A 23,937-nucleotide genomic window follows, 5' to 3' on the forward strand; every position below is an offset into this window, starting at 1 on the left:
AAACCCTTGTGGAATGATCCACAGGGTGCAGCGAGGCAACGGTAGCAGCGAGGCAAAGCTTGGCGCGCTGGGACATACAGTTGCAAGGCGTCCGCCCACCTGTACCGCGTTACGGCTTTGCAGTCGTATGCGTGGGAATCGCGCTTGGGCTGGCGCTAGCATGCCAACATTATGGCTTCAATGAGGTCGAAACGCCGCTTTTTGACCTGGCCATCGTGCTCGTTGCCTGGTATGCCGGGATAGGACCATCCGGGCTAGCCGTTTTGCTATCGGGGGCCAGCGTCACCTACTTCTTTACCCCGCCCCTTTACTCTTTCGAAATCTCTTCACAAGATCTACCGTACTTTGTTCTTTTCGCAGTTTGGTCGGTAGTTATTGCTTTTTTTGTGACCATTCGACGTCGAATTGAGGACAAGCTTCTCGCCGCGCGGAATACCCTTCAAATGGAGGTGGAAGTGAGTCGGCAACGAGAGACCGAAATTCTGAGGCTCAATCAAGCACTCGCCACACGCGCCGCAGAGCTTGAAGCGACTAACAAGGAATTGGAGTCTTTTTCCTATTCCGTTTCCCACGATCTGCGAGCGCCAATTCGGCACATAATGGGGTTCTCGGAGCTGCTGCAGAAACAGGCGTCCTCTTCCCTTGACGACAAGGGTCGTCGGTACATACAAACGATTCTCGAGTCAGCAAAAAGGATGGGCGATCTGATCGATGATTTGCTGGCCTTTTCCAGGATTGGGCGAGTTGAGACCAGGATGACCGTTGTGAGCCTCGAGCCGCTCGTGAAGGAAGTCATCTCGGACATCGGGCAAGACATAGGGGACAGAGACATATCCTGGGAAATCAAGGCTCTTCCAGTCTGTTACGGCGATCGTTCCATGCTGAGGCTGGTTCTCGTCAATCTTGTTTCCAACGCGGTCAAATTCACGAGCATGCGAACGCGTGCCCAAATCGAGATTGGCTGTATGGATGTCAATAAAAAGGAAGTCGAGATATTCGTAAGAGATAATGGCGCGGGTTTCGACATGCAGTATGTAAATAAACTGTTCGGGGTCTTTCAACGGCTGCATCTGCCGGAACAGTTTGAAGGTACGGGTATAGGTCTGGCTATTGTTCAGCGCATTATCGTCCGCCATGGCGGAAAGGTCCGCGCCGAGGGGGCGCCCGACCACGGCGCCACTTTCTATTTCTCCCTGCCTAAAGCAGAGGGTGCACCGACAAACAGGATTGCGAGCATGCCATGAGCGAACTTGGACGCATTTTGATCGTTGAGGACGACCCGCGAGACGTCGAGCTCACTTTGGCCGCGCTGGCTGAATACAACTTGGCGAACGAGGTTGTGATCACCCGAGACGGAAAAGAAGCTCTGGATTACCTCTATTGCAGGGGAGAATTTTCCTCTCGCTCCAACGAGAATCCCGCGGTGTTGCTACTTGACCTTAAACTACCCAAGGTCGATGGGTTGGAAGTCCTGGAGACAATCAAGTCGGACGAGCGTCTTAAAATAATACCTGTGGTGGTGCTGACATCGTCCCATGAGGAGAAAGACATGGTGAGAAGCTATAAGCTCGGGGTGAACGCATATGTAGTAAAGCCCGTCGATTTTCACGAATTTATCAACGCCGTCAAGGAGCTAGGCGTCTTCTGGGCCCTCATCAATGAGCCGCCGCCAGGCAGTATCAAAAAGGCACGATAATGTCTGCGCTCCGCATTCTGTTGCTGGAGGATAGTAGCCATGATGCCGAGCTCATTCAGGAGCTCCTCGAAGGAGATTATCGCACCTGCCAAATAGACCTCGTCCAGTCTCGTGCGGAGTTCCTGGCCGCTCTAAAAAACCCTGAAATTGAACTGATTCTCGCCGACTATAAACTTCCTTCATTCGACGGCCTCTCGGCTTTAAAACTCGCGTTGAGTTTCCGCCCAGAACTGCCGTTTATCTTTGTTTCCGGCACGCTTGGCGAAGAATTGGCTATTGAAGCGCTCAAGATTGGGGCTACGGATTATGTTCTGAAAACACGACTATCAAGGTTAGTGCCCTCAGTTGAACGAGCGTTGCGCGAAACCAAGGAACGGGTTGAACGCAAGAAGGCTGAAGAGGCGCTACGCCGGAGCGAAATGTATCTGGCGGAGGCGCAGAGACTCAGCCACACGGGAAGTTTCGGCTGGAACGTTACGAGCGGTGAAATTTATTGGTCCGAAGAGACTTATCGAATATATGCCCTTGACCCTGCGATAAAGCCTACGGTTGAGATGGTGATCAACCGGACTCATCAGGACGACCGGGCGCGTTTGCGCCAAATCCTCGACCGCGCCTCAGCCGATAGGTGCGCCTTCACGGCGGAGCATCGCCTGGTGCTGCCTGATGATTCCGTCAAATACGTTCGAGCTGTGGCTCATGGTGTCACCGGCGACAATCCGGATAGTTTTCTTTTCGTCGGAGCGTTGACGGATGTTACAGAGCGAAAGCTCACGGAAGAAACACTACGAGAGCAGGCAAGTTTGCTCAATTTGACGCATGACGCTATTTTCGTTTGCGACATGAACAGAGTCATCACCTACTGGAGTCGTGGCGCGGAGGCGTTGTACCAATGGTCGGCCGAGGAGGCCAAAGGCAAGCTTGCTCCCGAGCTGCTGAAGACGATCTTCCCTGTACCGTTTGAGCGAATCAAGGCGGAGCTGCGTAGTAGCGACCAATGGGAAGGCGAGCTTGTGCGTACGAGGAAAGACGGAACACAGATACCGGTGGCGAGCCGTTGGACATTGCAACGAAATGCGCGGGGTGTGCCGGTCGCAGCTTTGGAGTCGAGCAACGACATCACCCATCGAAAGCGTGCCGAGATAGAGCGCGAACGTTTGCGCCAACTGGAGACAGATCTCGCGCACATCAACCGCGTCAGCATGATGGGCGAACTGGCCGCCTCGTTAGCTCACGAAATCAAGCAGCCGATGGCCGCCGCGGTCACGAGTGCAGGCGCGTGCATGCGATGGCTCGGTCGCGATGCACCGGATCTCAGCGAAGCACGCAACTGCGCCTCGGCAATGGTCGAGGCCGTCATGCGCGCCACCGGCATCATTGACGGCATTCGCTCACTCTACAGGCGAAGCACCCCGGAGCGGGAATTGCTGGACTTGAACGAGATCATTCAGGAGATGGCGGTTTTGCTGCGGGATACCGCCGATCGGAGGTCCGTTTCGATCCGAACCGAACTCGACACGGGACTTCCGAGAACAACAGCACATCGCGTACAGCTTCAACAGGTCTTGATGAACCTGATGCTCAACGGCATCGAGGCAATGCAAGACACGGGGGGTGAACTGATCGTCACATCGAAGAGGATCGAGCATCGCCAGCTATTGGTCTCGGTGAGCGATTCGGGCATCGGGCTTCCCACCGATGAACCTGAGCGCATTTTCGAGGCGTTTTTTACAACGAAACCGAAAGGCACCGGAATGGGACTGTCCATCAGTCGCCGGATCATCGAGGCGCATGACGGTCGTTTGAGCGCGAGTCCAAAAACAGGACGGGGTGCGAAGTTTCAGTTCACCTTACCAGGCGAGGAGACGCGTCCGGAAAGTGTCGCGCTGCTATAAGCCAAGTCAGCCGGCTCGCCCCACATTTGCGGCACCCGCGGCGATCCGCTGTTGTCCCCTACATCGCCGGAAGCCAACGCGGCCAGCCAGCGAACTTGTCGCCCCAAAGGCGGATTCGACGTGCATGTTAGCCACAGCGGAAGTTTTTTGTCCTACGCTATAAGCGCGACCCGCAGCGCGTCCCGAGTTTGCCCCGCATCACGGCCATTGGGCAGAAGCTCTGAATCCGCCGCGCCCGCAGATGCTCCCCCCGCGCGATACAGTCCAATGAGCCGGAAGTTGAGCGTTAGTCGACCTACAGCCTGACTGCAACCCAGGCCGCCGGGGCCGTCGTTCCGACTGCGGCGGTCGTACCTTGACGCATCCACCCTTATGGAGGACGAAGATGTCGATTCGATTAGGAGAAGAAGCTCCCGATTTCACCGCCGAAACCACCGAGGGGACGATCCGTTTTCACGAGTGGATCGGCGACCATTGGGTCATCCTGTTCTCGCATCCGAAGGATTTCACACCCGTTTGCACCACTGAACTCGGATACATGGCCGGACTCAAGCCGGAATTCGATAAACGCAACACCAAAATAATCGGACTCAGCGTGGATCCCGTCAGCGACCACCAGAAATGGGTGAAGGATATCGAAGAGACGCAGGGACACAAGATCAACTACCCGCTGATCGGTGACCCGGACCTGAGCGCCGCGAAGCTCTACGATATGATCCACCCGAACGCCAGCGGCGGCCCGCGCACCGCAGCGGACAACGCGACGGTACGCTCCGTGTTCCTCATCGGACCCGACAAGAAGGTCAAGGCCATGCTCGTGTATCCGATGAGCGCAGGCCGCAATTTCGACGAGGTGCTGCGTCTGCTCGATTCGCTGCAACTCAACGCGAAATACACGGTGGCGACGCCCGTGAACTGGAAACCGGGCGAGGACGTCATCATTCCGACTTCCGTTTCGAACGATGACGCAATGCGGAAATATCCGCAGGGTTTCAAAACCGTGAAGCCTTACCTGCGGTACGTGGCACAACCGAGATAAGGTTCTCGCTGTGCGAAGCGGCGAGCGCCGGGCAATTCGGAGCCCGGCGCCCGTCAATCCGGCGAACTGGCCACTCGGCGCGGGTTATGGCCGTGGCCAATTTGATCTGTCGATGCCGTCCACGCCCGCGCTGGATTTTGCGAGTCAGCCACAGGCAGCGGCTCCCGATCGCGCCACTCGCCGCACTTTGGCATCATGCCGCTCGTGCGGTCGTTCCCACCTGCTGGTACCCCGCCATCTCGAAGCCAATAAGTGTCTCGACGACAGGCATGTCGAATTTTTTGCGGCGAGAGAACGGGATACGCTCGCCGCATGTCGCAGGGATGCCGGTGGCAAATGTAGCGCCCTTGACCTCAGGAAGTCTCTTGATCGATGGTCAAGTCCAGTTCCGCGACCCGAGCCATCAATCGCCGCATCGCCAACGCCCTCTCCGTTCCAAACTCCTTCTCGAAGCATGCCTGCGCCTTCAGCCACGATGCCTTACTTTGCGCCTCGATTTGTGCGCCTAGGGTAGACAACGCGACTTCACGCTCCCGGCGGTCTTCTCGCCCAATTTGAATCGTGATCAGTCCGTCGCGCTCGAGTGGGCGGAGGTTGTGTCCCATCGTTGCCCGATCCATCGACAACACATCGGCAAGCGCGGCCATTGTCGTCGGCCCGCGAGTAGCAAGGAGATTCAGGATCGTGTATTGCGTAGCCCGCAAACCGGTTTCCGCCATGCAGGCATCATAAAAGCGAGTCAAGCGCCGCCCGGCTTTACGCAGAGCGGTGCTGTTACATACCATACCGGGATCGATGGCCTGCCGAGCCGCAGTCATGTTGGATCAAACGTTAGGACCTTTAAGGAAAGAGTAGTGGGCATATAAGACCATTGTCAAGTGAGTTCATCGATTGCCTATCGACACCTTGCATCTGCCGGCATTCATCCTATGCTCGTGACGGTATGGGGTCGAAACGTGCGTCTCTTTTTGCACGCACTGGACCGGTGCTCGAAAAGGATGGTAACCATGAAGATCGTCGTCATCGGCGGCACCGGCCTGATCGGCTCGAAGACCGTCGCCATTCTGCGCCAGGGCGGCCATGAGGTCGCCGCCGCCTCGCCCAAAAGCGGCGTCAACACCCTCACCGGCGAGGGGCTCAAAGAGGCCTTGGCCGGCACGCAGGTGGTGATCGACCTTGCCAATTCGCCCTCATTTGAAGACAAGGCTGTGCTGGAATTCTTCGAGGCCTCCGGCCGCAACCTTCATCCGGCCGAGGCCGCGGCCGGGGTCCGGCACCATATCGCGCTATCTATTGTTGGAATCGACCGGTCGCCCGACAATGGCTATTTCCGAGCCAAGGTTGCCCAAGAAAAATTGATCGAGGCCTCCGGCATCCCCTACACCGTCATCCGCTCGACCCAGTTCTTCGAATTCCTCAAGGGCATTGCCGCTTCAAGTGCGGATGGAAACACGGTCAGGCTTTCACCCGGCCTGTTCCAGCCCATCGCGGCGGACGACGTTGCTGCCATCGTCGCCGATGTGGGACTCGCGTCGCCGCTAAACGGCATTGTCGAGATCGCGGGCCCGGAACGAGCGCCGTTCAACGAAATCGTCGCCCGCTATCTGAAGGCAGTCGGCGACCCGCGTGAGGTCGTGCGTGACCCAGATGCCCGCTACTTCGGCAGCCGGGTCGAGGAGCACTCGCTTGTACCCTTGGGCGAGGCGCGCCTTGGTCGCATCGGCTTCGACGAATGGTTCCGACGCTCACAGGCGGGAGCCTGATCCCGCATCCGTCAATCGAAGGATATGGGAGGGCAAGCTCGCCTGCCCGCTATTGCCTGGACGCGGAGGGGGCCACACCGAGTTGCATCATCAACCCGAGAGTGTCCATGATGATGCGGCTCTCCTTGATCCTGCCCTCTTGAACGCGGTCGATGACCACACCCCAGACGCGTACCGGACGCCCGGTGGCCGGCACGCCGAGAAACTCTCCATTGTGCGTACCCGTCCATTCGAAGCGGGTGACCACCCGGTCTGCTTCGGAGAGTTGCTCCTCAATGCGCCAATGCATATCCGGGAATCCGGCCCGCATGCCCCGCAGGACGTCCTTCAGGCCTTCGAGACCGGGGCCTTGGCCAGGGAATGGGGCCTGTTCCACCATGTCCTCCCAGAAGAACTTACCCGTGGCATCGATACGCCCCTGGTTCAGAACCTCCTCGACAAATCCGCGAACGGTACCACTGATCTCATTCATGGGATGGGCTCCTGGCAGTGGATTGAACGATTAGTGGGCCAGCATCGACCGGAAACGCGGTGCTCGCTGGATCCGTTCACTAAGACTAGTCGAAAAGCCGGCAACCGGGCAAACGCCGCTGAAATAGTGTCCGTTGGACCTTGGGGACGGTCCCACGACCGTATCGCCGCGATCCGTGACTTCCGGTTCGCACCTCATGTCATGGAAAGTCTCACCGTTCAGCGGCTGTGACAGGTTTCACTTTCCCAAGTGCCACCAAGATCTTCTCGGGCGTAATGGGTTGTGAAGTGACTCGGGCATGGAATGGCGCGAGTGCATCGTTTATTGCATTCATCACAGCTGCTGGTGCCCCTGCCGATCCCGCTTCCCCCGCCCCTTTGGCGCCGAGCGCCGAAGTTTTTGTCCGCGTCTCTACGTGAGCGATTTCGATGTCCGGCATTTCGGAGGCCATCGGCACAAGATAGTCTGCCATGCTGCCATTTTTTAGAAGGCCTGCTTCGTCGTAAAGACATTCTTCAAACAGAACTCCGCCAATGCCCTGCACGACCGCGCCACGAATCTGTTCGTCCACCAACATCGGGTTGATGACGCGTCCGCAATCTTCAACGACCCAGTGTTTCAGCAACTTCACCATGCCGGTATCCACGTCGACCTCGACGTATGAGACATGCACGCCGTTGGTAAATACGAATGGATAATCGCGCTGCGAATAGTGTCGTGTCGCGGATAGCTCAGGCTGGAAATCCCTCGGCAGCGTGTCCGGGCGAAAATAGGCCTGATTCGCCAAGTCTCTAAGGTCACTCAGGACGGTGCCGCTTTCTGCGTCCATCACCTGTCCGTTGAAAAGCTTGAGCCCTTCGGGCGAGCGCTGGTGCACCGCAGAGGCAAACTCGATTAACTGCATCCCCAATGCGTTCGACGCCTGAAGCACAGCCTCACCGCCTATGCCGGCCCCTCTTGAGGCCCACGTCCCACCACCATACGGTGTGACTGACGTGTCACCTGTAATGACGCGGACCCTTTCGATTGGCATCGAAAGAGCGTCCGCAGCAATCTGGGCGAAGATGGTCTCGCTCCCTTGGCCCTGCTCTCCAACGCTAACCATGACTGTCATGCCACCACCGGCATCCAGACGGACGGTTGCCCCGTCCTGCGCCGCGATGCGCGCACCACCGATGCCATAGAATGCCGGGCCGGGATTGGTCAGTTCGACCATCGCGGCGATGCCAATTCCGCGAAACACACCGCTCTCCCGTAAACGGCGTTGCTCGTCGCGAAGCCCCTCGTAGTCCGCCAGTTTTTCAATCCCGGCGAGGCACGCGTCATGAGAGAGCCCTTCAAGCTTGATCCCGGATGCCCCCGTGCACGGATAGGCATCGTCATGAATCACATTTATTTTTCTGAACGCAAGCGGGTCCATTCCGAGCCTTGAAGCGGCCAGGTCGACAATCCCCTCGGTGACGGCACATGCGATCGGATGTCCGACTCCCCGGTACTGGCTCATGGGGGGCTTGTTCTGGAACACGACGCGCAGTCGTGCTCTATAGTTCGCATGCTGGTAGGGACCGCCCGTGATGTTGAGAACTTGGTTACCCTCGATGCCGCTCGTCCGTGGATACACTGAATACGGCCCAACGCCGGTAAGATCATCGATTTCGAACGCCAGGATACGGCCATCTTTTGTCGCGGCGAGCCGTGCCTTTACAAGATGGTCTCGCGCATGGACGTCGCTCACGAATGACTCGAGTCGGTCGGCAACGAACTTGACGGGACGTTTCAGAAGCTTCGACAGGGCTACCGTCGCGAAGTCATCCGGATAGGAGTGCACCTTGATTCCAAATGACCCTCCCACGTCCTTGCAGATGACGCGCACGGATGTTTCCGGAAGGTTCAGATGCCGACTGTACAAATCCTGCATCATGTGCGGCGCCTGATGCGAGTGATAGACGGTCAAAGTGTGATCGGCAGCGTTGAAGTCGGCCAGTACCGAGCGCGTCTCCATGGTCACGCCAGTGTGACGTCCGAACCGATACGACTCTTCAACCACAACGTCAGCACTCGCAAACGCAGCATCGACCGATCCGGTGTCGATTGTCCGCGTAAGGCACAGGTTATCGCCCAGTTCCGGGTGAATGAGGGGCGAGTCGGGGTCCAGCGCCCGCTCCATATTCGCGACGACGGGTAGCTCTTCCCATTCAATCCGCAGGTAGGCGAGTGCATCTTCAGCCTGATGCCGGGTTTCGGCAACCACCGCAAAGACCGGTTCGCCTTGCCAACACAGATGCCCACGCGCAAGTGGATATTGCGGCGGGGACTTCATCCCGGGCAAGTGAGCAAGCGTACCCACCCATGGCGTACAGATATCGGCAATATCCTCTGCCCCGAATACCCCTATCACGCCAGGCATCATCGTGGCAAAGCTCGCGTCGAACGAGGTGATGCGGCCATGCGCAATCGGACTGCGCCAGTAAACAACGTGGGCCATGCGTGGCAGCACAATATCGTCCACGTACACGCCTCGGCCCTGCAGTAGTCTCAGAGCGTTCGGTCTCGGCACTGGCGCGCCGATGTAGCGCAGTTCGTCAGCGATACGCTGTTCGCTTTCCAGTGGCTTCAGCATTTTTGCCCCCCAGCAACGCCTCCAGGGCGAGTGCTCAGAACGTCCTCGATCGCGTCGACAATGGCCTGGTAACCCGTACAGCGACAGTAGTTGCCCGACATGTATTCCCGGATCTCCTCGCGGCTGGAATTCGGCCGGGTCGCAACCAGCTCCGCTGCTGCGAGCAGCATACCTGCCGTGCAGTAGCCACACTGCAAGGCATTGCGCGCATGGAAGGCCGCCTGCAATGCAGCGAGATCGCCACGGTCACTTGCACCTTCGACGGTTTCAACCGTGCAGTTTGCCGCCCGGACCGCGAGCACGAGGCAACCTCGCACCATCTGCCCGTTCAGGCGGACAGTGCATGCCCCGCAGACCCCATGCTCACAACCCACGCGAGCCCCTTTAATCTGTAATTCATCCCGCAAGAAATCAATCAGGTGCATCCGGGGCTCGACTGTTGTCGTCACACTCTTTCCGTTGACAACCAGCCGGATGGGTTGACGTTCAGCCATGTTGAGGCACCTCCAGTGTCTGAGCCAATTTCGCCAGTAGTCTCTCGAGGGTCACCCGCGCAAGATGGAGCTTGGTTTCGGCCGAGTTGTAGAGATCGCCTCCGGGGGTGATGTCGAGCGCCCGCGCAAGGTTTGCCGCCGCAGCACGCGTAAGGGGTGTCGTCTCTAGTTGCTGCTCGACCGCATGCGCCCGATCTGGCTTGTTACCGGTACCGAAGAAGACAATTCGCGCATCTTTGAGAAAACCCTCGTTCGAGGCGTCGCCTGTGACGACTGCACCAACGATGGCGTAATCGCCATGACGCCGCGTCAATTCATCGAATGCGTGGATGAACTTTGGTCCCCTGAGAGGGATATCCAACGCGACGATGATTTCGCCCGGTCGTAGCGCAGTCGTGTAGAGATCGATAAAGAACTCGTCGGCCGGAATTCGACGCTGACCTCCAAGCCCTTGTGCAATCACGACTCCCCTCATTGCAACCAGAATGCATGGCCACTCCGCAGCGGGATCCGCGAATGCGATCGATCCGCCGAATGTGCCCAGATTGCGAATGGCACGGTGTGCGACAAAGGGCGCAACTTCCGAAAGCAGTGGGGCATGCTCGCGTACCACAGCCGAATCTTCTATCTCCGCATGTGTCACCAATGTGCCGATACGCAAGACATCGCCAACGACTGACACTTGCTTCAGGTCTGACAGGCCTGTGATGTCCACCAGAATTTGAGGCTCGGATAGCCGCATGTTGATGGTCGCGAGCAGCGTCTGACCACCCGCCAAAATCCTCGCCTCATCGCCATACTCGTCCAGTAGCGCGAACACCTCTTCAAGTGAGCGGGCTCGCACATAGTCGAATTCAGGAGCTTTCATGGGCAGCCCTTCTTATTAGAACGAATGCTTGAGCAATAGGGTGACTGCCACACCAAGCGCGAACCAGCCGACGCGGTAGAGTTCGGCCGCAAGGCCGCCACTCCAAGTGCCGCGTCCCACCGACGTATCGCGCGCAGAAGGCTTCTCGGGAGCGGACCTTGGCAGGTCGGCAATATCCGCGACTTTCGTAGTTGGCGCCGGCTCCCGTCCGCTCTCGCGCGGAAGCGGCTTTCCTGTCAAATAGCGATCTAGCGATCCAAAGAACTCATCGGCCATTTTCTTGGCGGATGAGTCGATGAGCCGTCCACCAATCTGCCCAAGCTTGCCCCCCACGGACGCTTCAACAGAATAGGTGAGTTTGGTCGCACTTCCCTCGTCGGACAGTTCAACCCGCGAGGATCCTTTTGCGAATCCGGCAGCTCCGCCAGCACCCTCGAAGGTGAGCGTGCATCGCTCTGCCGGCGTGACGTCTGACATGAGCATCTTCCCGGTAAATCGGGCGCGCACCGGGCCGAGTTTCACTGCGACCCGTACCCGAGTCTCTTCACCGGATATTTTTTCGATGTCCTCGCACCCTGGAATGCATTCGAAAAGCGCCCGGGGGTCGTTTAATGCGTCCCAAACCGCTTGTCGCGGTGCAGCGACAATCTGCTGCCCAGAAAGCTCCATGGACCTGTCTCCTTTCAATAGCGAAGCACGTTCGACCGGGTCGGTACTGGCATGTATTCCAGCGATACCAGCGTAACATAAATTACCGACCGGCAACTAGTGTCCGGGAAGGTGTCGAAGCTATTTACCGAACGGTACCTCGCGGGTAACCTGATGAGATGACCAAACCGATCGAGAAGGCTTCCGCGACACGCACTGCTCGCATCCCGCCAACGGACGCCGCCCCGCTACGGCGGCGACGCCTCGCGCCTGAGGATCGCGAACGGGAAATTATCGAGGGCGCCGTGAGCTTCTTCGCCGAAGTGGGATTCGACGGAGGGCTACGGGAGCTCGCACAGCGACTTGGCATCACGCACCAGAATCTCTTCCGGTACTTCCCGACCAAGGAGGCGCTGATTGACCGCGTGTACCAAGAGGTTTATCTCAGCCGTTGGCAGCCCGAATGGGAGAGCCTGCTGCGTCAGCCGAAGCGATCACTGGAAGCGCGTCTGACGGATTTCTACAAAGTCTATCTCCACGCCATATTCCGCTATGAGTGGGTGAGGATTTTCGTGTTTGCTGGCCTGAAGAACGTCGGCATCAGTCAGCGCTATCTCACGCTAATTCAGGCAAAGGTCATCGCGCCCTTGGCCATCGAGTTGCGGTCATTGGCAGAGGGACCAAAAGCGCGAAAATCCCCTCCTTCTGCGCAAGAGATGGAAGTGGCTTGGGGGTTGCACGGTGAACTGTTCTATCTGGCCGTGCGCCGTTGGGTGTACAACATGCCCGTTCCGGATGACCTCGACGCAATCATCGAGGCCGCGATTACCCGTTTCATGCAGGGCGCTCCCGCCGCTATGCGTAGCCTTTCAAAGCAACGCCCTAGCGTAAAGACCCGCGCGCAGGCGGCAAGTAATCTGGAGGAACCTAGCCGCCGAAGCCGTTCTCGAACGCCTTTCGCAGATGGGTGACGAACGCGGATACGGCGCGCGGTACATGCGAGGAGTAAGGTCGCAGCACGTAGAGATGGTTGGCGAAGGAGCCGACTGGCAACCAGTTGGGCATCACTCTTACCAGCTTGCCTGAACGCAGGCCCTGCTGGGCGGAAAAGTCGGGAAGCAAGGCAATCCCCAAGTCGTCCAGCACTGCATCGCGTAAGGATTCACTGTTGTTTGCGGCGAATGATCCGGCAATCGGAACCGTCACGCGGTCTGCAACAGCCTTGCGGGTGTTTGTCCGTTCGAACGTCCATGCAGGGACTTCCTGAGCACGAGGATAAAACAGGCAGTTGTGACCAGACAGTTCGTCGGGAGATCGTGGCGTGCCGGCGCGTTTCAAGTACGCGCGCGTTGCCACGATGACTGTCGCCGTATCACAGAGTTTCCAGGCAACGTGCGTGTCTGGCGCTGCCGCGCTATGCCTGATTGCAAGATCGAAGCCCTCCGTCGACAGCGAACTCAGGCGATCGGATAGTTCCAGCTGTAGCCTCACTTCGGGATGGGCACGCAAGAACGGCGCTATGTGCGGAGTAAGCTGCTGCCGCGCGAACGCGACAGGCGCTGTCACCCGCAGGACTCCGCGCGCAACACCGGCCGAATCCCTGACGCTGGAAAAGCTACGCGAGATTTGCTCGTACTGCCCCCCGGTTTCATCCACAAGCCGTTGCCCTGCTTCGGTCAGCCGCATGCTTCGTGTGGTTCGCTGGACCAGGGACACCCCTGCTGCATGCTCCAGTTCAACGATACGTTGGCTCACGGCTGCCTTGCTTACGCCCAGCCGGGTTGCCGCACGCGTGTAGCTGCCTTGCTGGGCAAGTATCGTGAGCCAGTGAAGGTGCGTCCAGAGTGACTCGATCTTTTTAACTTCCATGACGTCTATTGTTCATCATTGAAAACAATCAATTCAATAATAGCGCCTTCGCAAGCCCGATGAAGCTTTCTAAACTTGGCCTTTCTTCATCGAGTTTCCAAGGACTTCATCATGCAAAGCTTCGTCGATACGGCGGCCGTCGGACATTTCATCAATGGTCGCATCGTGCCCGGTGAGGGCACGCGTGTTCAGCCGGTGTACAACCCGGCCACGGGTGCCGTAGCGAGAACGCTGCATCTTGGTGATGCGAGCGATGTGAGCGCAGCGGTGGCAAGCGCCCGGCACGCGTTTCGCGCCTGGAGCAATACGCCGCCGATCCGTCGCGCACGCGTGATGCTGCGATTCCTCGAACTCATGAACACACATCGCGACGAACTGGCGGCCATCATCACGGCGGAACACGGCAAGGTCTTTAGCGATGCGCAGGGCGAAGTATCGCGCGGCATCGACGTCATCGAGTTCGCGTGCGGCATTCCTCAACTGCTGAAGGGAGACTATACGGAGCAGGTCTCGACAGGAATTGATAACTGGACCACGCGTCAGCCCTTGGGCGTTGTCGCTGGCATCACCCCGTTCAACTTTCCCTGCATGGTGCCGTGCTGGATGTTCCCGGTAGCGATCGCTGCGGGCAACGCGTTCGTGTTGAAGCCTAGCGAGCGCGACCCATCGGCGGCCCTGTTCATGGCCCGGTTGCTCAAGGAAGCGGGTCTTCCCGACGGCATCTTCAGCGTGGTGCAGGGCGACAAGATCGTCGTTGATGCACTGCTGGAGCATCCGGACGTCAAAGCGATCAGCTTCGTCGGTTCGACGCCTATCGCCAACTACATCTACGAGACCGCCGCCCGGAACGGGAAGCGGGTTCAGGCGCTCGGCGGCGCAAAGAATCATATGGTGGTGATGCCCGACGCCGACATTGAGCAGGCGGTCGACGCACTGGTTGGCGCAGCGTATGGTTCCGCTGGCGAGCGTTGCATGGCGATCTCGGTTGCCGTGCTTGTCGGGGACGTCGCCGACAAAGTGATTCCGAAACTGGCCGAGCGGGCACGCGCATTGGTAGTCAGGAATGGGATGGACGCGGACGCGGAAATGGGGCCGATCGTCACCCGTCAGGCGCTTGAGCGGATCGAAGGCTGTATCGCGCTCGGCGTCGATGAGGGGGCGACGCTCGTCGTTGACGGTCGTGGTTTGAAGGTGCCGGGGCATGAGGAAGGCTTCTTTACCGGCGGAACGCTGTTCGACCACGTGACGCCTGAGATGCGGATTTACAAGGAAGAGATCTTTGGCCCCGTATTGGCGTGTGTGCGTGCGAATGACTTTACGGAAGCGGTCGACCTGATCAACGCGCATGAGTTTGGCAACGGCGTGGCGGTCTATACCCGCGATGGCAATATCGCGCGCGAATTTGGCCGCCGCATCGAGGTGGGAATGGTCGGCATCAACGTACCGATTCCGGTACCGATGGCCTGGCACGGTTTCGGTGGCTGGAAACGCAGTCTGTTTGGCGACCTGCACGTGTATGGCGAAGAGGGTGTGCGCTTTTACACCCGACAGAAATCGATCATGCAGCGTTGGCCGGAAAGCACTGAGAAAGGTGCCGAGTTCGCGATGCCGACGTCCAAATAAGAATCCGGAGCGCTTCAGCGGCGCGAACTAGACGGGAGACCGTTGAGTCGCGCTCTTCGCGGGAGTATTCGCAGAGGTCGCGCCTTCTGCGCGCAGGACAAACTGAAAGATGGCCCCATGCGGATTGTTTGGGGCTACCCAAATGCGGCCGTTATGTGCCTCGATAATCGAGCGGCAAATCGCCAGGCCCATTCCCATGCCTTCAGATTTCATGGTGAAGAGCGGATCGAATATCCGGTTGATGTCGTGCCGGATGACTCCTGTTCCGCTGTCCGTTACCGATACGGTTACGCTGCCGTCGTCGTCGAGGTCGGATTTTACGCACAGGACCCGCGGCTCATCCACGGCCACCATCGAATCAATGGCATTTGCGATCAAGTTCAGAAGCACTTGCTGCAGCTGGATTTGATCCCCTACTACCGGTGGCAGCTGTTCAGTCAACTCCGTCCGGACCAGTACCCGGTGCTTCTGCAGCTCGGCGCGCATCAAGGGAAGGGTTTCCCCAACGAGACCGTTGACGTCGAACACCGTTCTGTTCAGTTCACCCGTTCTGAACATTGCCCGAACTCTTTGGATCACCGCCGCCGCGCGATGGCCATTAGCGACGATCTGCTCGAGTGTCGCCTTCGTTTCATCGAGATTGGGCGTCGCGTGATTAATCCAGCGCAAGCCCGCATCGGCATTCGTAACCATCGCCGACAATGGCTGCGTGACCTCGTGAGCAATCGTGGCCGCGACTGTCTCCCCGGTCACCAGCCGTGCCTCGCGTTCGCGGCGTTGTGCGAAGACCGCGCGAAGCAGTTGTGCGTAGAGCGTCGTTATCTCGTACAGCAGGACAAACAGGACGAGACTGCCGGACAGGAACCCGCAGACCCGGCCGGCATACCAGCCGAGCGAGTAGCGAGCCGGAACCGGGAAAGAGATCAGACAGATTTCTATCACATACGCGCACATGACCACCATCAGCCACATATCGAGTATTGAACGCCGCCAGACCCAGAGCACGATGAGGGCAAGAACGCTCAACAGCGCCGCGGATCCGGCAGCGTAAAACCAGGCCGTGGAGAGATTGACCGTATCGAGCAGGAGGCGGGGCAGTAGCGCATGTCCGGCTGTGACAATAAATGTCGCTATACACACGACCGCCGCGGTCATGGCAACGCTCAAAAGGATGGCCGCACCCGCGGAGCCTCGCCACAACCGCTTGGCCGGATCGACATCCTTCAACAGGGCATAGACGATGACGAACAGGGGGAAGCCGGCGTGCCACAGAATGTAGAGCCAAGCCGTGGTCTGCTGCCCGGCACCGAGGAGCCCACTTGGCGAGAAGATGCCCGGAAACGTCAGCATCCACGGGATCAAGACGAGCGCTGTGAAGAGATATCCGCTCGCGATGACGAGCAGTGCACGCGAACGCAAAATGGAGAACTGGGCAAACAGCAGGACGGCGGTGATCGAATCATTCACGAACATCGCCGTGGCATAGATCGGGACGAATGCGTCGATCCGTGGCAGATGGACGGGCGAGAGCCGCCCGGCGATGGCGAAAAAGGCGACCAACAAGGCGAGCACGACGGCAAGGGCAAGCCGTCTCTGCGCCCGGCCGGGCGTCAAGCTCGATAGGATGAAATGCTGTTCCTCTGGGGCAACGGCGGCTGTTTTCACCATCGGAGCGACTCTTTGCGGCGGCTGGGACGCGGGGGGGCGAAGCTCACACCGCTTCGCCACGCTTATTCCGCGCTGCCTTGGTTCGCCGCCATTTCTTCAAGATCGCAGTTGGCAGGATTCCCGCGGCGGCGAAGGTGATCGCGCCAGTGACCCACTTCACAACACGTTTCTCGGGCCATCGTCCAAGCTCTCCCCGGCCCCAACCGGTCACTTGACGTGACCCCAATGTATCTCGTTTGCGGGCACTTGTCTTCATCTACCCGGAGACCGCTCATCAGTGTTTCCTTGCCTCCGCGGCCTTCAGGCCTCGCGCCGCATAGTGCACAAACGCTCAATCGCATGAGCCAGGTACCCATCGTGCTGCACGAGCCTCGTCCGGGACGCGAGGCAGCGATCTCCCGTTCAACTGCCCTGCTCCGTCATCCAGTGCGCCGAAACACCCATGCGCCGATGGCCAGCCCGACTGCCAGGAGCGGTACCCAGGCGTCGGGCGTGCCCATTGTTTGCAATGTCGCCCAGCTTGCAACGCACCAGGCTACCGGCACGAAGAATAGCCACCCTGCCCCCCGCCCGGATGCCATCAGCACGAGCCCAAGGGTCGCTATCGCCGTCGGGTCCGGCATGATGCCGAAGACTTCCACCGCCCATATCGATCGCCCTAGCGCCAGCCCGGCGCAAGGGTGCAGCACCAGCGCGTAGAGGAAGAGGCCGAGGCCGGCGAAGCCTCGCATCGACCGCTCGAACGACCAGCGCAGCCGCGCTCCTACTCCGACCAGCAGCAGAGCCTGCAATACGAAGACCGGCGCCACATAGGCGGCCGCCCAATTGATGGTGGCATAGGTCCCCCACAGAAAGCTCCAGGCGACCCAGCCCCAAGCCACGGTCAGCACGCCCGCCACCGCGCGGCCCGACCAGGGACGTGGCCGGAACAAGCAAAGCACGATAGCTGCGCCCGCTAGCAGCGCGAGGACCTGTGCCGGCCACAGCGCCTCGTTGTGCCGCTCGATCAGTCGCCAGTAGCTGCGGGGAGAGAAAAGAAGAAAGTCCTCGGCCGAGTAGGTCCACAAGCGCATCAGAGATCCCGGACGTAGGCCGCCATGCGTCGGCGCATCGCCGCATCGGGCAGCGGCCCTGCGGCGGCGGCCACGTTTTCCCGCACATGCGCGACTTGGCTTGTCGCTGGAATCGCAACGGTCACGGCGGGATGCGAGATGACGAATTTGAGAAGGAACTGTGCCCAGCTGGAGGCGCCGATGTCCCCGGCCCAGACGGGCAGACGTTTGCCCGAAAAGTACCGCAACAGGGCGCCCTGCTGAAAAGGGCGGTTGACGATGACGCCCATTTTCCGGTCCACCGCCAGCGGCAGGATTCGATCCTCCACATTGCGGTCGATGATGCTGTAGCTGACCTGAATGAAGTCGAGCGGCTGGCGGCGCATGATGTCCTCGAAAAGGTCGTGACGCCGGCCTTCCGAAGTCGTAATCCCGACGTAGCGAACCTGCCCCGCTGCCTTCATCGCAAAGAGCGTGCTCAGATTCTCCTCCCAGGCCAGGAGGTTGTGCACCTGCAGCAGGTCGAAGCGTGGAATGCCCCACGCGCGGCGCGACTGCTCGATTTGGGAGGGGCCCCGGCTGCCCGGGGAAGTCCAGACCTTGTCCGCCGCGAACAGACCCGCCGGCCGCCCGAGCTTGCGAAGGCCATACCCGATCACCTCCTGCGCGGAGCCATACATGGGCGAGGAGTCGATCACCTGACCGCCTGCCTGGAAGAAAGCCTGCATGACCGCCGCGCATGCATCGCGCAGCTCGTCGTCCGCTCCGACGTTAAAGGTGATCCATGTGCCCAGGCCAACGCGCGTAATGGCCTCTCCGCTCGAAGGGATAGGCCGCCGCGCGGGTGCACCGGTCTGCGCCCAACTTCCGTCCATGGGTATCGCGGCGGCCGCCGCGGCCGCCAAAGCACTTCGGAGGATGGCTCGTCGTTTCGCCCTCATCTCGTTATCTCCGTATCACGACTTTCGCGCGATGTCAGGGGATCGGTATCGATGGGACATTGCTCTCGGATTCAAGAGCAAGCCGTTCTCGAGTAACCCGCGGGTGGCTCATTTTTTCAAGCATATGTGAAAGATCGAAAATCGCCATCAAAGGCGAAAAAGTACGTCACGAACAATATAGACTCGGCCGGTAGCGGGCTCGCCGTGATGGCCGCTTGGTGCTGCGCGTGACAGGCGTCGGCGCGCCCGCTCCTTCTCCACACAATCACAAAGTGAAGGGGTTTCATGGACGAGAGCTATCCGATGCCGCTGGTCAAACGCGTCATTCTCGTGGTTCTTCTGGGGGGGCTCGTTGGACTGGGCTACGTGGTCTTACATCTGTTCTTGGCGCCCATGGCCTGGGCCACTATCTTCGCCTATGTCACATGGCCCGCCTATCGCCGCTTGCGCTCGCTGATGCGCGGAAACGGTACCGGCAGCGCGCTGCTGATGACGACCATTCTTACGGCAGCGTTCGTTCTTCCGTCGATCTGGCTGATCACGCTGCTGCGTGGCGAACTGGTCGCAGCCTACCAGGCCGTCGCCGGCTACTTCTCCAGCGGCCCGCACCCATTGCCGGAATTGATCGCGCGCATTCCCTGGCTTGGACAGTGGCTGCAAGAGCTTCTGAGCCAGGTAGCAGTTGATCCGACGGCCTTTCGCACGCAGTTGGCGAAGTGGGCTCAGCAATGGACCGGGGAGTTCGGCCAGTTGGTCGGCAGCGTGGGTCGCAATGCGACGAAATTGGGCGTTGCCGTGCTGACGCTGTTCTTCGTGTACCGGGATGGCGAAAGCGCATTGGACCAGGTGCGCCGTGTCTTGCGCCGTGTTCTGGGCGACCGGCTGGACGGCTACCTCGCCGCTATCGGCGGCACAACCAGGGCGGTCGTCTACGGGCTCGTGCTGACGGCACTGGCACAGGGCGCACTTGCCGGCCTGGGTTACTGGGTTGCGGGAATGCAGGCGCCACTGTTGCTGGCTGCGTTTACAGCGCTGATTGCGTTGGTGCCCTTTGGCACGCCATTCGTGTGGGGATCGATCGGTGTATGGCTCTTCATAACAGGACATACACTGGCCGGAGCCGGCCTTTTGCTCTGGGGGGCACTGGTCGTTAGCTGGGTGGATAACCTGATCCGCCCGCTCGTCATCAGCAGCGCTGCCCGGATCCCCTTTCTTCTGGTCGTGTTTGGGGTACTCGGTGGTCTCGCGGCCTTCGGTCTGATAGGACTGTTCGTGGGGCCGGTCATCCTCGCAGTCCTGATGGCCGTGTGGCGTGAGTGGTTGGAGGAACAGGCAACCGCGAGTCCCGGAACACAAAGCTAGTACGGAACACCATATGCAGTGCGGTCTCGCCTAGCGGCCGGCGGTGCTGGTCACACTCAACCGCCCGAGCATCAGCCACACCCGGCTGCGCTCGCCCAACGTCAAGCTGCTGTTGACGACGGCAATCCTGCCGTCGTCGCCGACAGCAAGTTTTTTGCCCAGAAGTCCCTGATGGCTGCCATTCGTCCCGCCCCGGTCGTCCTGGCTGCCTGGCACGCGTTGCGGCGACAAGAAACTGCGGCCATTATCGCGCGAGACCGTGAACTCCAGTCCCTGCGGACGGGTTGAAGTACCTTGGAACAGTTCCCATGCCACGTACAGAGTCCCTTGCCGGTCGACTGCTACAGCCGGATACGCGGCGCCGTTGCCGGCATGTCGCTGCGGCTGCGAGATAACCCGCGGAACGCCGAACTTGCCCGCACCGCTGATCGATTGGGCGTAGCGCACGTGGTAGCGGCGTGACGGCCCGTCTTCGCTTTGCGCATACACCAGGTGCAGCGTGCCGGTTCGCCCTGCGGCCAGCCGTGGCGCGTCGGCATAGCCGGGGCCGGCCCCAACCACGTAGGGTCGGCCGAAAGTTTGGCCGCCGTCGTCCGACTGGCTCACGCTGATATCGGCGCTGCGATCATTGCCGACCGTCCAGGCAAGGTAGACAGTTTGGCGAGGACCGGTTGCCAGCGAAGGGCCACGCGCCGGCCGCCTGCCGTCACCGGCTACACGCACAGGCCGCGAAAAACTGGCGCCGCCGTCGGTCGAACGGGCCAGCCACAGCATGCCGTCGTACTCTGTCCACGCGGCCAGCAAGGTGCCGTCCGGCGCGATCGCCAGGTCAAGGCTGCCGTTTGACCAGGTATCGCGATCGAGTCGGCCTTTGCCATCCCCGCCACGCGAGTTCGACAAATTGATGGGCGCGGAAAAGCTGACGCCACCGTCGGTGGAACGCGCGAACAGGATATCGCCGCCATGCGATCCGCCGGAGAAAATGATCTCCTGCCAAAGCAGAGCGATCTTGCCTGGGTGCCCGGGCACCACCACGATGCGAGGCGCCCAGGAGAATGTCGCCGGATTGCGCGACACGTTGACCGGTTGGCCTTGCGCAATTCCGTTAGCTGATAGCGACCGATAGAGAACATCTTTCTTCTTCTGGTCGACCCATGCCACCTTGAGACCATCGGCGGAATCGAAGGCAACCGTCGCGTCATCGACATAGTCGTAGCGCGAGTCGTTCTGGCGCCACGCCCCTTTGTCGCCGCGACCCTCGGCGATCTGGGCAATGCCGGTCCACTCGACCGACGAGGCAGCAGCCGAGAAAGCAGGCATTGCCGCAAGGGCCAGCAGAGCGGCGGCGATCGTATTCATGGGTCCTGTATGGACTGGAAATCCGCGGTGTTCGCCCGCCAATTGTCGACCATCTTGGCGGGGGTGTCGAATGAGCAGAGGTGGGTCAGAGGCGCGTCACGAACTAACGCGTAAAGACCTTAAAAAAAAACCGCCCGACAAAGTCGGACGGTTCTTCGCCATGCTCATGCCGCAAAGCGGCGGGAAATTACTGTCCAGGCGAACCAATCGACGCAGGTTTTTGCGGTTCGAATATGCCGCCGTGCACGCCAACCACTGCCTCAACATAGTTTGGTGTCGTTGTCGAAGAAACGATATCCCAAACTGCGGAAACCTTCGCATTGCCACCGACGAAGACGGCACCAGCATGATTTTGGGCGGCAACGAGGGTGGCATCTGCGCCCAAGGCCGTTGGAATCGCTATCGTCGTGCCGTCGCCCTGCGCTGCAGCGAGCGGTGTGCCGTAGTTCATTGCGGCCGCGACTTTACCGTTCGCATCATAGACGATCACCGCATCGCCTTTACCCAAACCGATCGGATTCGCTGGGTCGCTATTGACGTTCAACATCGCAACGACCGGAACCGTCGCAGGGAGGCCCCAGGTTCCGCGGAACGTATTTTCGTCCGTTCCTGGCACACCCGGGACAACGACCAGATGTTCACCTGGTTGAAGCAACGTACCGGCCACAAATGCCGCGCTATTGTTGGCATCGTTGACGTCAGCATGATTGTCGCCCCACTTCCAGCCGGTCAGATCAATTGGCGTGCTGCCATAGTTATAGATTTCAAAGAAATCCTGGCCCCCGTCTGCGTTCGAGTTCACCTCCGAGATCAGCACGGTCGGCGCTGGCGCACCTGCTGCTGCAGTCGTGAAGCTCTGCGTCGTGCCCGCATATGCGTTGCCATACAGGTCAGTGATAACGCCACCGGCCAATTGTACGGTGTAACGAGAACTATCCTGCAACGGTGTCGCCAAGGTGATGGTGACCCGACCGCCGTTGAATTTGACCGGGGTCGTGTCATTGACGGACACATTACGCGTATCAGAGCCGTTGCTGATAACGATGTTACCTGTGCCCGCCTGCACGACTTCGCTGAACGACAGTGTCATGTGGTTGCCGATGATGCCTGTCGCGCCATCGACCGGCGCAGTGCTGGTCAATGTCGGGGCTGTGTGGTCAACGGTACCAATCGGCGTGAACGAGAATGTCGATAAGGCGGTCACGGCAGAGGTATCCCCCCCGCTGTCGTCTTGATCGCCCCCTTTGGATATGTGACGTGGTAGGTGGTGCCGGCAACCAGGTAGAACTTCGGATGAATCTTCATCACATTACCACTGAACGTCACTTGCGATGTGTCGCTCACAGGAATCGACCGCGTATCGTCGGCGCCGTTACTGAGAACGATATTACCCGCTCCCGCCGTCACCGGTTGATCGAACGTCAAGTAGAGGTTGTTGCCAATGCCGACATTGTTTGCGCTGGTGGTTGGCTGGAAGATGGTCAGGCCTGGCAGGCTCGGCCCCGCGGCCTGTTCACCGACCACATAAATGGTGCCATCCGAGCCCATCGTCACACCCTCATTCTGGGCAGTGGCACTCATATACAGGCTGCTCACCAAATTGCCGGCACGATCCATCTTGACGATCTTGCCATCCGGCGCGCCGATGATGATGACCTTGTCGTAATCCGGAGCGTTGCTCGCTACGATATTCGACAACGAGAAAACGTCATTGAACGCAGAAAGGCCCGTCTTGGCCGCATCAAACAGCACCGGCGGATTGTCTGTCGTCGGCAATATGGGCGTACCGTCCGAGGCCGTCGCCGACCCGCCTGCGAAATTGATTGCGGCCTGGAAGATGCTGGTGGGCTGCGACTGGCGCACGGCAATGTAGCCGTTTGTTTTGGGATCGAAAGTAACACCCTCAATACCGACGTTGGCAACCGTTGCACCCAATTTGACGGACTGTACGTCTGCTCTGTGCAGTGTTCCATTTGGAACGTAAGTGAACAAATCGACTTGACGGAGACGCTCTTCCACCAATACGAACTTGTTGCCACCGACATAGGTGATGCCTTCAGTGTCCTCGAAGTCGCCGGCATTGAGCACCATGGAATCGATAACGTGACCATCGGTCTTTGCAACCTGCACGACTGAGGTCGCACCGTCGCCAATGACAAACAGCGAATCGGTATCCTTGTCATAGGTCACGCCGGATGCTTCTGCGTTCAACAGATTGGCGCCTGTCGTAGCGAACTGCAGAGGAATCATTGCTGTCTGCGTGTAGCTATTCAAATCATAGGTGCTTTGCGGATCGTTAAATGCAAGCGCAGGACTTTTGCTATCTACTACAGGCACAGCACTGCCACTGTCACCAAGAGTGCTGCCGCCATTATCGCCCCCGCCACATGCGCTAAGACCGGCTGCGAGAATCGCAGAAACTAAGAGCTTTATTGAGAGCGCAACTTCCGCTTCACGGTAAGCGCGCGGCAAACCCATCTTGACGATGCGGTGCGAGATCCTGCCGATCAGTTTGAGTTCGACGACTGCCAGCGATGTGGCAGCAGTTCATCGACACGACTGGCTGCA

Annotated in this window: 21 protein-coding genes; 8 read left to right on the forward strand and 13 right to left on the reverse strand. The window is 59.3% G+C overall.

The window, feature by feature from the left end; translation table 11 throughout:
• Window positions 1–59 precede the first annotated feature (59 nt).
• The 4 genes from HV670_RS12545 (at window position 60) to HV670_RS12560 (ending at window position 4,630) form a co-directional block, all read left to right on the forward strand.
• The gene (locus tag HV670_RS12545; RefSeq protein ID WP_175105106.1) at window positions 60–1,244 is read left to right on the forward strand and encodes a PAS domain-containing sensor histidine kinase; all 1,185 of its coding nucleotides are present in this window, start codon (window positions 60–62) and stop codon (window positions 1,242–1,244) included.
• Entirely contained in the window at window positions 1,241–1,696 is a 456-nt protein-coding gene (locus HV670_RS12550; RefSeq protein ID WP_175105107.1) for a response regulator, read from the forward strand. Before HV670_RS12545 ends, HV670_RS12550 begins: the two co-directional genes overlap by 4 nt.
• Window positions 1,696–3,591 carry a hybrid sensor histidine kinase/response regulator gene (locus tag HV670_RS12555; protein ID WP_175105108.1) on the forward strand — a complete coding sequence of 632 codons (1,896 nt, stop codon included), beginning with the start codon at window positions 1,696–1,698 and terminating at the stop codon, window positions 3,589–3,591. The genes HV670_RS12550 and HV670_RS12555 overlap by 1 nt, the downstream gene beginning before the upstream one ends.
• A 385-nt stretch (window positions 3,592–3,976) precedes the next feature.
• Window positions 3,977–4,630, forward strand: coding sequence for a peroxiredoxin (locus tag HV670_RS12560; protein WP_175105109.1), 654 nt, complete (start codon window positions 3,977–3,979; stop codon window positions 4,628–4,630).
• 353 nt (window positions 4,631–4,983) lie between these two features.
• On the opposite strand, the gene HV670_RS12565 is transcribed toward HV670_RS12560, so the two are convergent.
• Entirely contained in the window at window positions 4,984–5,349 is a 366-nt protein-coding gene (locus HV670_RS12565; protein WP_175105110.1) for a MarR family winged helix-turn-helix transcriptional regulator, read from the reverse strand.
• Between the two features lie 288 nt (window positions 5,350–5,637).
• Here HV670_RS12565 and HV670_RS12570 point away from each other — a divergent pair, with 288 nt between their 5' ends.
• Entirely contained in the window at window positions 5,638–6,393 is a 756-nt protein-coding gene (locus tag HV670_RS12570) for an SDR family oxidoreductase (protein ID WP_175105111.1), read from the forward strand.
• Window positions 6,394–6,442: 49 nt separating this feature from the next.
• Here the strand turns inward: HV670_RS12570 and HV670_RS12575 are convergent, their stop codons facing one another.
• From HV670_RS12575 to HV670_RS12595, 5 genes are all read right to left on the reverse strand, one after another.
• Window positions 6,443–6,865, reverse strand: coding sequence for an ester cyclase (locus tag HV670_RS12575; protein WP_175105112.1), 423 nt, complete (start codon window positions 6,863–6,865; stop codon window positions 6,443–6,445).
• A gap of 211 nt (window positions 6,866–7,076) precedes the next feature.
• On the reverse strand, window positions 7,077–9,485 hold the full coding sequence (locus HV670_RS12580) for a xanthine dehydrogenase family protein molybdopterin-binding subunit (protein ID WP_175105113.1): 2,409 nt from the start codon (window positions 9,483–9,485) through the stop codon (window positions 7,077–7,079).
• Window positions 9,479–9,979, reverse strand: coding sequence for a (2Fe-2S)-binding protein (locus HV670_RS12585; protein ID WP_175105114.1), 501 nt, complete (start codon window positions 9,977–9,979; stop codon window positions 9,479–9,481). The genes HV670_RS12580 and HV670_RS12585 overlap by 7 nt, the downstream gene beginning before the upstream one ends.
• Window positions 9,972–10,847 carry an FAD binding domain-containing protein gene (locus HV670_RS12590; RefSeq protein ID WP_175105115.1) on the reverse strand — a complete coding sequence of 292 codons (876 nt, stop codon included), beginning with the start codon at window positions 10,845–10,847 and terminating at the stop codon, window positions 9,972–9,974. The genes HV670_RS12585 and HV670_RS12590 overlap by 8 nt, the downstream gene beginning before the upstream one ends.
• Window positions 10,848–10,862: 15 nt before the next feature.
• Window positions 10,863–11,516 (reverse strand): SRPBCC family protein, encoded by a 654-nt coding sequence (locus HV670_RS12595; RefSeq protein ID WP_175105116.1) that lies wholly within the window; start codon window positions 11,514–11,516, stop codon window positions 10,863–10,865.
• 158 nt (window positions 11,517–11,674) lie between these two features.
• Between HV670_RS12595 and HV670_RS12600 the strand changes: the two genes are divergently transcribed.
• Complete coding sequence (locus HV670_RS12600) at window positions 11,675–12,466, forward strand: TetR/AcrR family transcriptional regulator (protein ID WP_175105117.1); 792 nt, start codon at window positions 11,675–11,677, stop codon at window positions 12,464–12,466.
• On the opposite strand, the gene HV670_RS12605 is transcribed toward HV670_RS12600, so the two are convergent.
• Window positions 12,423–13,364 carry a LysR family transcriptional regulator gene (locus HV670_RS12605; protein ID WP_175105118.1) on the reverse strand — a complete coding sequence of 314 codons (942 nt, stop codon included), beginning with the start codon at window positions 13,362–13,364 and terminating at the stop codon, window positions 12,423–12,425. The two genes, HV670_RS12600 and HV670_RS12605, sit on opposite strands and share 44 nt — an antisense overlap.
• 111 nt (window positions 13,365–13,475) lie before the next feature.
• On the opposite strand from HV670_RS12605, the gene HV670_RS12610 reads away from it, so the two are divergent.
• Window positions 13,476–14,987, forward strand: a complete 1,512-nt coding sequence (locus HV670_RS12610; protein WP_175105119.1) for a CoA-acylating methylmalonate-semialdehyde dehydrogenase — start codon at window positions 13,476–13,478, stop codon at window positions 14,985–14,987.
• Window positions 14,988–15,014: 27 nt separating this feature from the next.
• Here HV670_RS12610 and HV670_RS12615 read toward each other — a convergent pair whose 3' ends face one another.
• The 3 genes from HV670_RS12615 to HV670_RS12625 all read right to left on the reverse strand — a co-directional run bounded on the left by HV670_RS12615 (window position 15,015) and on the right by HV670_RS12625 (window position 18,612).
• The gene (locus HV670_RS12615) at window positions 15,015–16,550 is read right to left on the reverse strand and encodes an MASE4 domain-containing protein (RefSeq protein WP_217478414.1); all 1,536 of its coding nucleotides are present in this window, start codon (window positions 16,548–16,550) and stop codon (window positions 15,015–15,017) included.
• A gap of 524 nt (window positions 16,551–17,074) precedes the next feature.
• On the reverse strand, window positions 17,075–17,728 hold the full coding sequence (locus HV670_RS12620) for a DUF6064 family protein (protein ID WP_217478415.1): 654 nt from the start codon (window positions 17,726–17,728) through the stop codon (window positions 17,075–17,077).
• On the reverse strand, window positions 17,728–18,612 hold the full coding sequence (locus HV670_RS12625; protein WP_246257298.1) for an aldo/keto reductase: 885 nt from the start codon (window positions 18,610–18,612) through the stop codon (window positions 17,728–17,730). Before HV670_RS12625 ends, HV670_RS12620 begins: the two co-directional genes overlap by 1 nt.
• Window positions 18,613–18,933: 321 nt before the next feature.
• Between HV670_RS12625 and HV670_RS12630 the strand changes: the two genes are divergently transcribed.
• Window positions 18,934–20,010 carry an AI-2E family transporter gene (locus tag HV670_RS12630; protein ID WP_175105122.1) on the forward strand — a complete coding sequence of 359 codons (1,077 nt, stop codon included), beginning with the start codon at window positions 18,934–18,936 and terminating at the stop codon, window positions 20,008–20,010.
• Window positions 20,011–20,040: 30 nt separating this feature from the next.
• Here HV670_RS12630 and HV670_RS12635 read toward each other — a convergent pair whose 3' ends face one another.
• From HV670_RS12635 to HV670_RS30975, 3 genes are all read right to left on the reverse strand, one after another.
• Window positions 20,041–21,369, reverse strand: coding sequence for a sialidase family protein (locus tag HV670_RS12635; RefSeq protein WP_175105123.1), 1,329 nt, complete (start codon window positions 21,367–21,369; stop codon window positions 20,041–20,043).
• 187 nt (window positions 21,370–21,556) lie between these two features.
• Window positions 21,557–22,573: an Ig-like domain-containing protein gene (locus tag HV670_RS30970; protein WP_246257304.1), complete on the reverse strand. Its 1,017-nt coding sequence runs from the start codon at window positions 22,571–22,573 to the stop codon at window positions 21,557–21,559.
• Window positions 22,570–23,847 (reverse strand): SdiA-regulated domain-containing protein, encoded by a 1,278-nt coding sequence (locus HV670_RS30975; protein WP_246257305.1) that lies wholly within the window; start codon window positions 23,845–23,847, stop codon window positions 22,570–22,572. The genes HV670_RS30970 and HV670_RS30975 overlap by 4 nt, the downstream gene beginning before the upstream one ends.
• Window positions 23,848–23,937: the final 90 nt, after the last annotated feature.

Source organism: Pararobbsia alpina (assembly GCF_902859895.1).
Lineage (GTDB): Bacteria > Pseudomonadota > Gammaproteobacteria > Burkholderiales > Burkholderiaceae > Pararobbsia > Pararobbsia alpina.

What these genes read in the sequence shown, in the direction of transcription:
- HV670_RS12550 (WP_175105107.1), top strand. Translation starts at nt 1,241, where the DNA reads ATGAGCGAACTTGGACGCATTTTGATCGTTGAGGACGACCCGCGAGAC.
- HV670_RS12555 (WP_175105108.1), top strand. Translation starts at nt 1,696, where the DNA reads ATGTCTGCGCTCCGCATTCTGTTGCTGGAGGATAGTAGCCATGATGCC.
- HV670_RS12560 (WP_175105109.1), top strand. Translation starts at nt 3,977, where the DNA reads ATGTCGATTCGATTAGGAGAAGAAGCTCCCGATTTCACCGCCGAAACC.
- HV670_RS12565 (WP_175105110.1), bottom strand. Translation starts at nt 5,349, where the DNA reads ATGGCGGAAACCGGTTTGCGGGCTACGCAATACACGATCCTGAATCTC.
- HV670_RS12570 (WP_175105111.1), top strand. Translation starts at nt 5,638, where the DNA reads ATGAAGATCGTCGTCATCGGCGGCACCGGCCTGATCGGCTCGAAGACC.
- HV670_RS12575 (WP_175105112.1), bottom strand. Translation starts at nt 6,865, where the DNA reads ATGAATGAGATCAGTGGTACCGTTCGCGGATTTGTCGAGGAGGTTCTG.
- HV670_RS12580 (WP_175105113.1), bottom strand. Translation starts at nt 9,485, where the DNA reads ATGCTGAAGCCACTGGAAAGCGAACAGCGTATCGCTGACGAACTGCGC.
- HV670_RS12585 (WP_175105114.1), bottom strand. Translation starts at nt 9,979, where the DNA reads ATGGCTGAACGTCAACCCATCCGGCTGGTTGTCAACGGAAAGAGTGTG.
- HV670_RS12590 (WP_175105115.1), bottom strand. Translation starts at nt 10,847, where the DNA reads ATGAAAGCTCCTGAATTCGACTATGTGCGAGCCCGCTCACTTGAAGAG.
- HV670_RS12595 (WP_175105116.1), bottom strand. Translation starts at nt 11,516, where the DNA reads ATGGAGCTTTCTGGGCAGCAGATTGTCGCTGCACCGCGACAAGCGGTT.
- HV670_RS12600 (WP_175105117.1), top strand. Translation starts at nt 11,675, where the DNA reads ATGACCAAACCGATCGAGAAGGCTTCCGCGACACGCACTGCTCGCATC.
- HV670_RS12605 (WP_175105118.1), bottom strand. Translation starts at nt 13,364, where the DNA reads ATGGAAGTTAAAAAGATCGAGTCACTCTGGACGCACCTTCACTGGCTC.
- HV670_RS12610 (WP_175105119.1), top strand. Translation starts at nt 13,476, where the DNA reads ATGCAAAGCTTCGTCGATACGGCGGCCGTCGGACATTTCATCAATGGT.
- HV670_RS12620 (WP_217478415.1), bottom strand. Translation starts at nt 17,728, where the DNA reads ATGCGCTTGTGGACCTACTCGGCCGAGGACTTTCTTCTTTTCTCTCCC.
- HV670_RS12630 (WP_175105122.1), top strand. Translation starts at nt 18,934, where the DNA reads ATGGACGAGAGCTATCCGATGCCGCTGGTCAAACGCGTCATTCTCGTG.
- HV670_RS12635 (WP_175105123.1), bottom strand. Translation starts at nt 21,369, where the DNA reads ATGAATACGATCGCCGCCGCTCTGCTGGCCCTTGCGGCAATGCCTGCT.
- HV670_RS30975 (WP_246257305.1), bottom strand. Translation starts at nt 23,847, where the DNA reads ATGGGTTTGCCGCGCGCTTACCGTGAAGCGGAAGTTGCGCTCTCAATA.